Here is a 13,367-nt window from a genome sequence, read left to right on the forward strand (position 1 = left end):
GCACTGACGTCGCTGGACCTCACCCACTTCGACACCTCCAAAGTCACCAACACGGGCAGCATGTTCGCGCTCTGCGAGAAGCTGACGTCGCTGGACCTCACCCACTTCGACACCTCCAACGTCACCGACATGAGATGCATGTTCTACGGCTGCAACGCACTGACGACACTCGACCTCAGCAACTTCAACACCACCAACGTCGACGGCTCAACCAGCTACAGCGGCCTTAGCAGCATGTTCAGCAACTGCGAGTCACTGGAGTCACTCAACATCAGCGGATTCGACACTTCCAAGGCCCACCACGAGGAAATGTTCAAAGATTCCCCGAAGCTGCGGGAGTTGTGGCTCGGCCCCAACACCTACCTCGCCATGTCCCATTCAGACACCTCAGCGGACCTCGACCCCAGGAATTGGGTGGAGTTGACCGCCCCAGGCGGGCCGACACCCGTCCCCGACATGTACAATCGCACCGAGTACGGTTCGGGTCGCAATCCGCAGGGCCACTACGTGCATGTACTGCTCGTCGTCAGCGTCGACTACAACAACGGCCAAGCCAACCACACCCAGAACCTCAGCTTCGACCCAACCGTCCCCGAAAGAAAGAAAATCACATGGACCGACCAGCAGGGAACGCTGCGGCCGGCGCCGGCGGGCAAGGTGTTCGACGGGTGGGACTTCACCACCAGCGATCCCGACCACGTCACCCTCACCGGAAACACCCTGGCGTGGACCGCGGGCCTCACCGTCCACGCCACCACAACCGCCACCCTCACCGCCAGATGGCGCACCGTCGGTCAACCCGCCCTGAGCATCAACGTCCACGCCGACGGCTCCCCCAACCCCGATGGCGGCATCGGACCATGGGCCGAAGTGACCGCCACCCTGCCCGCGGGAAGTGCCGCCGACGACACCGTCAGGATCGAATCCCTCAACGGCACCGGACGCACCGCCGACTGCACCCCCGCCGCAGGAACCAACACCTGCGCCATGCGCGCCTCCATCGCCCAGCTGCGCGACGCGTCCGACTACGACGCCTCCTACCACGTCAGGGCCGCCGTCACCGCCATGGACCGGCGCGCCATCAACGACACCACCGACACCAACATCCCGGTGACCGGACCGACGGCCGACAAGGAGGGCATCCTGCCCTACACCACCATCGGCTACCGGGCCGGCGCCGGCACCGGCACCGCGCCGGCCGGCGACAGGGCCCTGACCGACACGGCCAGCAGCACCGCACGCCTCACCATCGCCGGACCCAGCCCCATCAACCGGCCCGCCAACAGCCTGTTCGACACCTGGCAGCCCGGCAACATACGGCCCGGTCCGGCCACCGTCGCCACCGCCACCGGCACCACCGACACGCAGGGACGCACCACCGTCACCCTCACCGCCCAATGGACCCTCCTGACCGGACCCGCAGGAGTCAGTGCCACCCGTGACCCCGCCACCAATCAGGTCATCATCAGCGGCACCGCCAAGGCCAACATCGACACCGACACCGTGCGCGTCTGCCACCCAGCCGCCGGCGGCACCCAATGCCACGTCGTCACCACCGACGCCACCGACACGCAAGGCAACCGGCTACCCTACGACGGGACCACCGAACACCCATGGAAGATCACCCTGCCCGCCGGCACACCCGACGGCGACTGGACCGTCGACACCACACTCACCACCAAAGACACCGCCTATCCCGCAGGAAACCAACAGGTCGACAGCCCCACCACCCACACCAACATCCACATCCCCACCCCCTACATCAGCACACTGCCCCTCACCGGAGAAAACAACCGACCGGCACTGCTCACACTCGCCGGAACACTGGCCGCCGTCATGCTCCTGCTCGCCGCAGCCAACGCACTGCGCAACCGCAGAAGCCGCAGGGCGCGCCACACAACACGTCGCACACAGGCCGCTGGACAGTGACGAAAACCGGAACACAACCAACCCGACAGGATCAATAACCTGCCCAAACTGAATAGACCCGGCCAGCGGCCGGGCACACACAAGACTTCCCGCCCGGTTCATATGACCAAAACCCCGGACCGGACGGGAACACAGCCGGGCTTCTGCACGCGGACATGCCCAAAACGCCCACGTGCAGAAGCCCGGCATTCACAACGATCAGCAGACAAATCATCTGCCCAGTGGACAGTCGGCCTCAAAGTTGAGACCTGGCGTTATTGCACGACGACGGGGACCTTTTCGCTTTTGAGTTTCGAGTGGTCTTTGAGGCTGAGTTGAGCCATGTAGGTGCCGCGGCGGACCTTTGGGAGTTGGTCGTCGGGTACGCAGGTGTTGCCGGTTTTGTCGGTCGGCCATGTGATTTGCTGTTCGTCCGTGTCACCCTTGGCCAGCAGCAGGTTGCGCGGTTTGGCGGGGCACACACCTGAAGTCCAGATAATTTGCTCGCTGGAAGTCTTCTTTGTATCCGAAGAGGAGCCGGAACCCGAATCCGAGTCGGAATCTGCGCCGGCCACAGCCGAGATGGTAAGTATGCGGGAGGAGTTCGAAGCATCGATCACACACGGGTCGGAGCCTTTGTAGCGGATTGTGACCTTGAAATCCAGCGAGCCGCCGACATCCACTTTTTGCGAAGCAGGCGTCAGTTCAAGATCAACGTCGTTGGCTCCACATTTTCTGACGCCGCCTTCATCGCCCTTGCCATCCTGGTTTTTGTCGGACTTGGCATCACCCGATTGTTTGTTGGCGGAACCCTTTGGCCTCTTTGACAACCGGCCCTGTTTGCCGCTGTCGGAAGTGGAGGAACTCGAATCGGCAGAGCCTCCCTGCGGCGCGATGACATTGATGACGAGCGCATAGGCGCCGAATCCGAGTGCCGCGAGTATCACCAGCGCAATCGCACCGACGACGATGCGGCGACGGCGGTAAACCCTCTGCATTTCTTTGCTGGGTTTGCGCTTGGCATTGCTTGATGATTGGCGCTTTTTCGGCTGCTCGGAACTCATGGTTCCAGTGTAAACGACGTTGCTGAATTAGGCGCTGTTCAACAACCAGCGCGATGTCGCATTCCAGCGAACATTTCAGACCGGAAGACGCACCGAGCCGTTTGGACCGATTTCGATGAGGCCGTCCTCGTCCAGACTGGCGATGCAGGCGTCTAGTTGAACATGGTCGTTCCACAGCTGTTCGACCTCGGCTCGCGGCAATGTGGGTTGTTCGCGGTCCGCGAGCGAGCGCAAGGCGTTGAGGACGATGCCGCGCACATGTCGGTTCGTTCCTTTAAAACTCTGGCGCGGACGGGTGCGCCTCTGCCCCATATTCGGGCAGCCGTTGGCATAGAAGCGGCTGTATGACGCCCATGGGTCCTTGTCGATCTTTGGGTTCTTGGCGGTGCACACGAGCGCGCCAAGCTCGATAAGCGCCTCGTTCCAGGTCACACTTTCCTTGGCATCCTGCGGCAGGAGCGCTTGAGCGAGTTTGCGCTCCTCCGGTTTTGTGGCACCGCCGAACGATTCCTTGCCTTTGAAGGTGCGCCAGAGCACCCGGCGAACGTTGGTGTCGATGACGGCGATGCGCTCACCGAACGCGAAGCTCATCACGGCGCTGGCCGTGTAATCGCCAATGCCGGGCAGTGCCACCAACTCGTCGTATGTGCGCGGAAGTTCGTTGCCGTACTGCTCGGCGACCACTGTAGCGCATTCTTGAAGCCTCAGCGCACGCCGCGGGTAGCCGAGCCTGCCCCATGCGGTAATGACTTCGGCGGTGCTTGCTTCGGCGAGGCTTGCGGCGTCGGGCCATGCGCCCATCCAACTGGTCCAGTAGTCAACCACCCGGCTCATTTGCGTCTGCTGGCTCATCACCTCGGAGATGAGGATGCCCCACGGCGTTGTGCGGCCGAACCGCCACGGCAGATCCCGCGCGTTGGTATCCCACCAAGAGAACAGCTCGCACTTCATCGTCTCCAGTTCGTCGGCATTGAACCCGTCGACGGCTTCGCGCAATCGTTTCACTGGTGCCATATCCGTATCCTCCTGAACCTCTCGACCATTGTGCTCCAAGACCGCTACAGACTGCAACCATCGGATGAACGTTGCCAGCCGCTGCGGCATCTGTTCTCTCAGGCAACATGACAATTCAGTTTGCAATGCACTGACCGCGACGTCGGTGCGTCTTTCGGGCGCCGCAGTGTCGCTTCGCGGCGATAGCGTTGGGGTATGACAGACGCAGAGAAGGCGGCGAAAAACGCCGAAGCACCCGAGAACAAAGTCACCGAAATGTACGAGTACGGCTACCGCAAGTCCAATTACGGGCCGGACGAGCTGGTCACCGATTCGCACGGCAACCCCATCAGCGTGGTCGACGCGATGATGAGTGCCAAGGATGCCAGCGAGGCAAAAACCGTTACACCCCACCTGTGCTACTACTCCCCTCGCATTCCGGGCAACACCGGTTCTGCCATTCGCCTGTGCGCAGTGACCGGCACGATTCTGCACCTGGTCGAGCCGCTTGGCTTCAACCTCAAGGACACGAAGCTGCGCCGGGCCGGGCTCGATTACCACGATATGGCCCATGTTGTACTGCATCCGGACTTTGACGACCTAGTCAATTCCATGCCCAACTCCCGCATCATCGCCTTCACCGCCCACGCCACCAAGCTGTACACCGAGGTGGAATACCGTCCCGACGACATCCTGCTGTTCGGCCCCGAACCGGGCGATATCCCCGATCCGATGGACATCATGTCCGGGCCGCATGTGACTGAGCAGGTGCGCTTGCCGATGCGTCCGAGCCTGCGCTCGCTCAACCTGACGAACTGCGCTTCCATCGCCATCTACGAAGCTTGGCGACAACTCGGTTTCAGCGGCGGGGAATAAACGAAAAACCGCCGGTTGGTTCCGACGGCTTTTGACTTTCAGGGTTGTGACTCCTTATCCGGAGCGCAACCCTTAGTTTTTGAAACTGTGAATCGGGGCGGGGATTCGGCCGCCGCGGGTCACGAAGGCCTCGCAGGAGGTCTGGTTGACCGGGATGATCGGCGCGTAGCCCATCAGCCCGCCGAAATTGGCCACCTCGCCCACGTCTTTGCCTTCAACGGGGATGATGCGCACGGCCGTGGTCTTTTGGTTGACCATGCCGATGGCCGCCTCGTCGGCGATGATGCCGGAAATCGTGGAGGCCGTAGTTTTGCCTGGGATGGCGATCATGTCAAGGCCAACCGAGCACACGCAGGTCATCGCCTCAAGCTTTTCGATAGTCAGGCATCCGTTCGAAGCTGCCTCTATCATGTTCTTGTCTTCGGAAACGGGGATGAACGCGCCGGAAAGGCCACCGACGTATGAGGACGCCATGATGCCGCCCTTCTTCACCTGATCGTTAAGCATTGCGAGCGCCGCGGTCGTGCCTGGAGCACCGACCTGGTCAAGCCCGATTTTCTCCAGAACCTCGCCTACCGAATCGCCGGCAACAGCAGTGGGCGCCAGCGACAGATCGATGATGCCGAAGGGAACGCCGAGACGCTTCGAAGCTTCCTGGTCCACGAGCTGACCGACACGAGTGATCTTGAAAGCGGTGCGCTTGATGGTTTCGCACAGGAACTCGAAATCCTTGCCCTTAGCGGCATCGAGCGCACGCGAGACCACGCCCGGGCCGGAGACACCTACGTTGACGACCACATCACCTTCGGTGACCCCGTGGAAGCCTCCTGCCATGAACGGGTTGTCATCAGGCGCATTGCAGAAGGCGACGAACTTAACGCAGCCGAAGCTGTCGTTGTCACGCGTGGCGACAGCGGTGTCTTTGATGACGTGGCCGAGCAGTTCGACGGCATCCATGTCGATGCCGGTTTTAGTGGAGCCGACGTTGACCGATGAACATACGATATCGGTTTGCGAAAGCGCCTGCGGAATCGATTCGATGAGCATGCGCTCAGCTGGAGTCATCGACTTGGACACGAGGGCCGAGTAGCCGCCGATCAGATCGACACCCACTTCTTTGGCGGCTCGATCGAGAGCGTGGGCGATCTTGACGAAGTCGGCCGGCGACTTGCACGAACTGGCGCCCACCAACGCGATTGGGGTGACAGTGATGCGCTTGTTGACAATGGGGATGCCAAAGTCACGCTCGATACTCTTGCCTACACTCACCAGATCGCGGGCCTTGTCGGTGATTGTGTTGTAGATGTTGTCGCAGACCGTATCCACGTCCGCCGCCGCGCAGTCTAGCAGCGAAATACCCATGGTGATGGTGCGTACATCGAGCTTTTCCTGCTCGATCATCTGATTGGTCTCATTGACCTCGAAAATATTCAGCATGTCAACCCCCCGCGCTCAGACCCGGTGCATTTTGGTGAAGATTTCCTCGCGCTGGCAACGGATGCGCACGCCGATTCCATCACCCAATGCCTCAAGATCGCTGACCAACTGGTCGAATTGCACATCGGCGTTCGAGTAATCGACAATCATCATCATGTTGAAGAACCCTTCGATAATCGTCTGCGAGATATCGAGGACATTGACATGATGTCGCGAAAGATAGGTGCACACCTGCGCAATAATGCCGACAGTGTCCTGGCCAACCACCGTGATAATCGCCTTGTTCATGAAGCCCCCCTTAAGGCCGATGAGTGCAGATTGCGTACGGCCGGAAAGGCCATACCTGACCCAGTATAGAGGACGCACCGTTGCAAACACGACGCCTGTGCATTAGGAGAGAATCGCGCAGCCGGACACATCGAATGACATCGCGGAGAAGAACACTCACAATAAAATCCACTGATCCCAAAACGCTCCCTGATGCTAAGGTAAGAAATGCACAACGTTTGAGGGAGAGGTATGGAGCATTCGCTGTTTCTGGGAGCGAAAACCGATCAAGACCAGCATTCTCTGGCATTTTCATACTGTGGCATATCACAGACCGAGGCCGGGCATGCCTATGGACCTTCATTGACCGACAGCTGGGTGTTTCACGTCGTTCTCAGCGGCACCGGAGAAGTGCACACTTCGACGGAGACTTACCGGCTGGGTTCAAACGACGGGTTCCTGATCCGCCCCAACGACATCACTCGTTACCAAGCCTCGCAGGATACACCATGGGCTTATGTCTGGTTCGCCGTGAAAGGCGATTCGATACCGCGATATCTCAACGAAATGGGATTCCGCTCCGACACCGTGGCCTTCTCGGTGAACCAAAGCACGCCGTTCCTGCGCATTCTTTCCTCGGCTCTTTACCACACTTCAGATGACATCTGCAACGAGCTTGAACTCGATGCGCTGGCCAACCATTTTCTGGCCACGCTCAGCCGCCATCTCAATTCAGTGGGCCAGAGTGGTTTCCCCAACCAATTGAGCGAAATCATCAGAAGGGCGATTGCTGTCATCCGCGACGAATGGCATCCCGGCATCACCGCGGTATGGGTCTCGCAACGAATCAACGTGGACCGAAGCTACCTCTCGCGACTCTTCCACAAGGAAACCGGCATCACCCTCAAAAACTACATCGACCGGATTCGCCTCTCGCACGCTCGTGACCTGTTGGGCATGACCGATCTGAGTGTTGCGGAAATCGCCACGGAATGCGGGTTCAATAACGAAGACGCACTTACCCGCAGCTTCCGCGACACCCAAGGATCCACTCCCACCGAATTCAGGCGTTCGCACAATGGAATCGTCAACAACCTCGGCCTTGGCATCGACTTCCTGCGCGCGGCCTTTGACGCACACAGCGTTGATGACACCGAGGCATGAAACGGAATCGTAACCGAGTGCGAAATCGTGTCGAACGGCCGACATTTCACGGGATAACCAGTTCGCCGACAAACCCCGCACACATTGCATGCGACCGAGCTTATCGGCGAACAATAGACAGCGCCCTTCAGCGTTCAGCAGGCTTCAAGAACGAACAACCTGGAATCGAAATCGTGAGGATCGCCAAGATTGTTGACACCACCGGCCTCAGCGGACGACGATGCCGAGGCGTCCGTCGACAGCATGCCGACCCTCATTAATTCCTCGCCACTGAAGACCATGCCGTCAATGGTGCTCGCACCTCCTCTGACCGTGACTCGGTAACGGGTGGTCGGATCAAGCCCCTGCAAGTACAGACGGGTGAACGGTGACATCGGGTGTTCAAGCATTCGATAGTCCCCGACGATAGCCGACCGACGATCTTTGGAAACCACCATCCATGCCATTGAATCGTTGTGGCGCGGATTCTTGTTGAACGGCGAAATTAATCGGTAAAAATCGCCCTTATGGATCATCTCACGATGTTTCTTGAAGAAAGCGACATCCTTCGACACCTGCGCAAGCTCCTGCTCACTGAGCGCCGCCGGATCGAGCTCGTAACCGAAGGTGCCAAACACGGCGACATTAGTACGGGTGTTGAGCGAAACCTCACGGCCGGTCTGATGGTTGGGAACGATCGAAACATGCGAGCCTATGGAGCTTAGAGGATAGAACATGCTCGTGCCGTATTGAATGGACATGCGCTCCACAGCGTCGGTGTCATCACTCGCCCAGATTTGCGGCGAGTAACAAAGCATGCCCAAATCGAAACGGCCGCCGCCAGATGCGCAACCCTCGATGATCAGATCTGGGAAGGCTTCAAGCAATCGTTCATGCAATGCATAGACACCGAGAATATAGCGGTGGAAAACCTCGCCTTGATGTTCGGCGCCGCGCGTGATATCGAACGCTTCAGTGATATAACGGTTCATATCCCACTTGACATAACCGATGTTCGCAGTCGAAAGCACCGCATGCATCTGCTCATAGATGTTGTCGACCACCTGCGAATTGGCGAAATTGAGCACATACTCGTTGCGCCCGTGGCTGGCGTTGCGGCCCGGAGTCGAAAGCATCCAATCGGGATGGGCACGATAAAGGTCGGAGTTCTTGTTGACCATCTCCGGTTCGAACCACAGTCCAAACATCATCCCCAAGTCGTTAACGCGCTGAGCGAGGCCCTTGAGACCATGAGGCAGACGTTTGAGATTGGCGGACCAATCGCCGAGCCCTGCCTTATCATCACTGCGCTCGCCGAACCAGCCGTCGTCCAGGACGAACAATTCCACACCCAGCTTCTGAGCCTTACTTGCGATGGCAACCAACTTGTCCTCGTCGAAATCGAAATAGGTCGCCTCCCAGTTGTTGATAAGAACCGGGCGTTCCTTTTCGCGCCACTGCTTGCGCACAATATGACGGTGCACCAGGTCGTGGAAGGCGTGACTCATGCCGTTGTAACCCTGCGAGCTGTATGCGAACGCCGCCTCCGGGCTCTGGAAATCGGCACCGGGCTCCAGATGCCAGGTGAAGCCGAAATCAGCGATGCCCATCTGCAGCCGCGCTACGGCAAAAGGATCGACCTCGACATGCGCTTCGAAGTTGCCGGAATAAACCAGCGCCGCACCGATGACCTCACCGCAGGATTCCGTGGCATCAGGGCGCGCGAGAGCAACAGCCGGGTTATGAATATGACTGGATGCCGAACCTCGCAGTGAACCGATCTGCTGGATGCCCGGGTGCAGATGGTCACGCACCACACTTCGCTCGCGAGCCCACGAACCGGTGAGCTGGGTGAAGACGTAATCGTCATCGGGAAGATCAAGGCTCAGGCTCATAAGACGTTCAATATCTACTGCCGCATTACCATTATTGCGAACCGCCGCGGAACGCGTCATCACCGGCATATCAGCAAATAGCGTGTACATCAAAGTTACCGCCACGCCCGTGGGGGCATCCACGAGTTCAATGCTGAGCGTCACCGCTTCGCGGTCTTCGTCGACATACGCCGACGGCAATCCCCCGAGTTTTGGCTTGCCGTTATCGACACGGTAGCCAGCAAAGCGAAAATCGGTGATGCGCGACCCATTTGCCTGCACCACGCTGATGGCAGGCATGCGGTAGTCGGTTGTCCCGTATTCGGGGAATTCCTGACGCAAATGTTCCAAGGAATAGAACAGATTCCCTTCAATTGGGCATGAGGCGGTGGACCTACGCTGCATTTCGACCAGGTAGCCGAAATCATCCCTGTCCTCAACGGCGGCACCGTAATACAGTTGCAACGCTTTGCCTTGATCGTTGATTCGGAGAATATAACTCACCTGTCCGTTGGTGAGATGAAACTCATTGTTTTCGGCGTGAACGAATACCCGTGCCTCGGCATTTGCTGATCGCATGCTTTGTCTCCTTTGATAGGCTGCCGTTCCTCGCCCGCGACAATTTGCGTGCGACTACATGGAACATGTTCTACTGTGCATCGTCGCATCCTTCGTATGGAAGCAAAAGTCACATCGGTGATTTTTTCCGGTGATTTTGTGACCATCAGGCAACATATCGACGGCTCAGCAACGTCGTAAACCATCGATCCACAGGATTTTTGAGCACCCAATGAACCACAAAAACAAGGAATGCGAACACGAATATTCCGCACTCCTGCGATTTTGCGTACATACCATTTAAAAAGCTGTTGTAACGTTGCATGTGCAGCAGTCAATGCCGATTGAAAAGGACACCGCAATGAAGAGAAGCACCGTTTAGCCAACACAACCCATGATTGCTTCAAAATGTGTCCCGTGCACAGTCGACGCGGCACGGCAATCGGGTTCGACCATGGGGCAGCGAATGCAGGTCCCACGCACGGCGCCAGAAACATCGCAGCCAGTCTTTCCAGAACAATGAAGTAGGAGAAAAGAATGAGCAAACTGAAACAATCCGTTACTTATGCCTTCGGCGCATTCGGACATGATGCCTTTTATGCTGCGTTGACGACATATTTCATCACTTTCGTCACCAGCCAACTTTTGGAAACGCCCGATGGCAGCCAGGTCAACACATGGTTGATTGGTATGGTGACAACGCTCGTGGTGACCATCAGGATTGTCGAGATATTTTTCGATCCGTTCCTCGGGGCCCTCGTTGACAACACTCACACTAAATGGGGCAAATTCAAACCATGGATTATGGGAGGGGCCATCGTCAGCTCGATTTCATTGGTGCTGATCTTCTCCAATTTCTTCGGACTCACCGTAAGTCACCCCATGATTTATCTAGTGCTCTTCGTTATTGTGTTCGTCATCGCCGATTTCTCCTATTCCGTCCTCGATGTCGCGTTCTGGGGTCTGCTGCCTTCGCTGAGTTTGGATTCTGATTCCCGTGCCAGCATCAGCTCCATCGCCCGTTTCGGTTCCACATTAGGCGGCACCGGTGTCGCGGTCATTCTGGTTCCACTCAACATCTGGTTCTCGCACACATTCGCTCACACCCAAGGTACCGAGCAGACTCGTGCCGGCTGGCTCGGATTCGCCGCGGTTATCGCAGCACTTTCACTGATCGGCGCGCTGCTGACCTGCTGGGGCACCCAAGAAGGCGAGGATGCCATTCGCGACAATACTCAGAAAACTTCATTCCGAGATATCTTCAGCATTATCGGCAAGAACGACCAGTTGATGTGGACGGCGTTGGCCTATCTGCTTTTCGCCTTCGGATTCTCCACCACCAACTCCATGATCATTTACTACTTCCGATACGTGCTAGGCAAGCCGGAATCGTACTCGCTGGTGGGTGCGGTAGAAGCCGTTCTGGGCATCATCGCGGTAATCTGCTTCCCGGCTTTGCAGCGGTTGGTGAGCCGTAAGCGCGTCTATCTGTATTCAGTAATCGTTGAACTCGTCGGCTACGTCCTTTTCATTTTCGCCGGGCACAACGTCGTCATGACCTTGGTTGCAACAGCCTTGTGCTATGTGGCGCAGCCACTCGTATTCCTCGTGGTGCTCAACACCATTTCCGATTGCGTCGAATACGGACAGCTCAAGATGGGAACACGCAACGAGTCGGTCACACTTACCGTCCGACCGCTGATCGACAAGCTTGCCGGCTCGTTCTCGACAGCCATCGTCAGCTTTGCAGCCGTGACGGCAGGCATGACAGGGTCAGCCACCGCCGCTGATATTTCCGGCAGCGGCGTAGCTCAGTTCAAAGGCTTCATGCTCTACATGCCGCTGGTGCTGATCGCCATTTCAGCAGTGATTTTCGCCGTAAAAGTCACGCTGACCGAAGACAAGCACAATCAGATAGTCAAGGAGTTGACGGACAAATTCGATTCCGACTCTGAACAGATTGCCGCAACAGCTGCACCAACACCGCAGGCATAAAGAAGGCGATCAACTACCTGCGCAGAAGGGTCATGAATGCCGAATCAATCAACGATATTGGCGCTCATGGCCCTTCATGCCAGCCAAATAATGCGGGGCATCATCGCGACAATCACTGTGCTTGATCTCTTGCTCCGACCCATCCGTCACCAACTTGGCGCTGAACATCGCCTCATATTCGGTCAACGACAGACGTTCGCGGCTTTCAAGCAGTGCCTGATGCCGTTGCGGTTCGAGGCGAGCACGATAGCCGGGCATGAGCGTCGCGAAATAGAGCTCCGCAACGGAGCCGGAACCGTAGGAGAACAAACCAATGCGGTCGCCGGGATTGAGGCTCTCATCGTTCTCCAGCAACGAGATCAACGCAAGATAGACCGATCCGGTATAAATGTTGCCGACTTCACGGCCATAAACGATACTGCGTTCGAATCGCTCGGTCAGACGCTCGTAATCGGCTTCCGTAATGGTCCCGTCGCCCAACGTCCGCAACCCCTTCCTTCCCATTTTCGAGAACGGAATATGGAACAGCAACGCCTGCAGGCTTTCAGGACGGGCCATACCCTGCTTCCGAGCCTTGTTCCAGAGACCTTCGAACATGCCGACGTAGACTTCTTCAGAGAATTTGCCCCGAGCGAAGGCTTCGGCCGAATAGTTGGGACGCCAGAAATCACCAGTGCTCCGGCTTTCGTAGAGCGATTCGGGTTCGATGGCGATAATACCCGGATCACAAGCCACAAGCATTGCCACAGAACCGGCACCTTGCGTCACTTCGCCGGGCGTATCCAGACCGTACCTCGCGATATCCGAAGCGATAACCAAAGCCTTGCGACCCGGATGGCTGCGCACATAATCACAAGCCAATTGAAGACCTGCGGTGGCTCCGTAACAGGCTTCCTTGATTTCGATGGCGCGCAGGTTGTTGGTAAGCCCCAACAGGTCCTGGACGAACAAAGCCGCAGCCTTTGACTGGTCGATGCCGCTTTCCGTGGCGACAACCAGCAGACCGATTTCCTGCCGGTCCGCTTCGGTCAACATCGGTTCCGCGGCGTTGGCGCCCATGGCCACGATGTCTTGATCCAGCGCCGCAACCGACATCTTGCTCTGCCCGATGCCTATGAGGTACTTGTTCGGATCCACGCCGCGGGCCTGAGCCAGATCGACCAGATCAAGATAATGGTTCGGCGTATAGAAATCGATTTTGTCAATGCCGACCTGAACGTCGGTAATTGCGCTGTTCCCGTACATGATTCCC

At 57.7% G+C, this 13,367-nt stretch carries 10 protein-coding genes; 4 read left to right on the forward strand and 6 right to left on the reverse strand.

The features are described from left to right. Positions 1-1,929 (forward strand): BspA family leucine-rich repeat surface protein (locus tag GA0061077_RS06865; RefSeq protein WP_159426913.1); only part of this gene is annotated, 1,929 nt, incomplete at its 5' end. A 254-nt stretch (positions 1,930-2,183) separates the two neighbouring features. Here the strand turns inward: GA0061077_RS06865 and GA0061077_RS04435 are convergent. Continuing rightward, positions 2,184-2,972 (reverse strand): hypothetical protein, encoded by a 789-nt coding sequence (locus GA0061077_RS04435; protein ID WP_091847754.1) that lies wholly within the window; start codon positions 2,970-2,972, stop codon positions 2,184-2,186. A gap of 75 nt (positions 2,973-3,047) precedes the next feature. Continuing rightward, positions 3,048-3,923, reverse strand: a complete 876-nt coding sequence (locus tag GA0061077_RS04440) for an HhH-GPD family protein (protein WP_234696528.1) — start codon at positions 3,921-3,923, stop codon at positions 3,048-3,050. A gap of 258 nt (positions 3,924-4,181) precedes the next feature. Here GA0061077_RS04440 and GA0061077_RS04445 point away from each other — a divergent pair, with 258 nt between their 5' ends. Further along, positions 4,182-4,841 (forward strand): tRNA (cytidine(34)-2'-O)-methyltransferase, encoded by a 660-nt coding sequence (locus GA0061077_RS04445; protein WP_091847755.1) that lies wholly within the window; start codon positions 4,182-4,184, stop codon positions 4,839-4,841. A gap of 72 nt (positions 4,842-4,913) precedes the next feature. On the opposite strand, the gene GA0061077_RS04450 is transcribed toward GA0061077_RS04445, so the two are convergent. Further along, positions 4,914-6,278 carry a PFL family protein gene (locus GA0061077_RS04450; protein WP_091847756.1) on the reverse strand — a complete coding sequence of 455 codons (1,365 nt, stop codon included), beginning with the start codon at positions 6,276-6,278 and terminating at the stop codon, positions 4,914-4,916. 15 nt (positions 6,279-6,293) lie between these two features. Then, positions 6,294-6,566 (reverse strand): ACT domain-containing protein, encoded by a 273-nt coding sequence (locus GA0061077_RS04455; protein ID WP_091847757.1) that lies wholly within the window; start codon positions 6,564-6,566, stop codon positions 6,294-6,296. A 231-nt stretch (positions 6,567-6,797) separates the two neighbouring features. On the opposite strand from GA0061077_RS04455, the gene GA0061077_RS04460 reads away from it, so the two are divergent. Beyond that, complete coding sequence (locus GA0061077_RS04460; protein ID WP_091847758.1) at positions 6,798-7,709, forward strand: AraC family transcriptional regulator; 912 nt, start codon at positions 6,798-6,800, stop codon at positions 7,707-7,709. 134 nt (positions 7,710-7,843) lie between these two features. Here the strand turns inward: GA0061077_RS04460 and GA0061077_RS04465 are convergent, their stop codons facing one another. After that, on the reverse strand, positions 7,844-10,141 hold the full coding sequence (locus tag GA0061077_RS04465; protein WP_091847759.1) for an alpha-galactosidase: 2,298 nt from the start codon (positions 10,139-10,141) through the stop codon (positions 7,844-7,846). A 516-nt stretch (positions 10,142-10,657) separates the two neighbouring features. Here GA0061077_RS04465 and GA0061077_RS04470 point away from each other — a divergent pair. Next, positions 10,658-12,115, forward strand: a complete 1,458-nt coding sequence (locus GA0061077_RS04470; RefSeq protein ID WP_091847760.1) for a glycoside-pentoside-hexuronide (GPH):cation symporter — start codon at positions 10,658-10,660, stop codon at positions 12,113-12,115. Positions 12,116-12,163: 48 nt separating this feature from the next. On the opposite strand, the gene GA0061077_RS04475 is transcribed toward GA0061077_RS04470, so the two are convergent. Continuing rightward, on the reverse strand, positions 12,164-13,360 hold the full coding sequence (locus GA0061077_RS04475) for a hydroxymethylglutaryl-CoA synthase (protein WP_091847925.1): 1,197 nt from the start codon (positions 13,358-13,360) through the stop codon (positions 12,164-12,166). Positions 13,361-13,367: the final 7 nt, after the last annotated feature.

It is taken from the genome of Bifidobacterium commune, from assembly GCF_900094885.1.
Classification (GTDB): domain Bacteria; phylum Actinomycetota; class Actinomycetes; order Actinomycetales; family Bifidobacteriaceae; genus Bifidobacterium; species Bifidobacterium commune.

What these genes read in the sequence shown, in the direction of transcription:
- GA0061077_RS04445 (WP_091847755.1), top strand. Translation starts at nt 4,182, where the DNA reads ATGACAGACGCAGAGAAGGCGGCGAAAAACGCCGAAGCACCCGAGAAC.
- GA0061077_RS04475 (WP_091847925.1), bottom strand. Translation starts at nt 13,360, where the DNA reads ATGTACGGGAACAGCGCAATTACCGACGTTCAGGTCGGCATTGACAAA.
- GA0061077_RS04450 (WP_091847756.1), bottom strand. Translation starts at nt 6,278, where the DNA reads ATGCTGAATATTTTCGAGGTCAATGAGACCAATCAGATGATCGAGCAG.
- GA0061077_RS04470 (WP_091847760.1), top strand. Translation starts at nt 10,658, where the DNA reads ATGAGCAAACTGAAACAATCCGTTACTTATGCCTTCGGCGCATTCGGA.
- GA0061077_RS04455 (WP_091847757.1), bottom strand. Translation starts at nt 6,566, where the DNA reads ATGAACAAGGCGATTATCACGGTGGTTGGCCAGGACACTGTCGGCATT.
- GA0061077_RS04460 (WP_091847758.1), top strand. Translation starts at nt 6,798, where the DNA reads ATGGAGCATTCGCTGTTTCTGGGAGCGAAAACCGATCAAGACCAGCAT.
- GA0061077_RS04435 (WP_091847754.1), bottom strand. Translation starts at nt 2,972, where the DNA reads ATGAGTTCCGAGCAGCCGAAAAAGCGCCAATCATCAAGCAATGCCAAG.
- GA0061077_RS04440 (WP_234696528.1), bottom strand. Translation starts at nt 3,923, where the DNA reads ATGAAGTGCGAGCTGTTCTCTTGGTGGGATACCAACGCGCGGGATCTG.
- GA0061077_RS04465 (WP_091847759.1), bottom strand. Translation starts at nt 10,141, where the DNA reads ATGCGATCAGCAAATGCCGAGGCACGGGTATTCGTTCACGCCGAAAAC.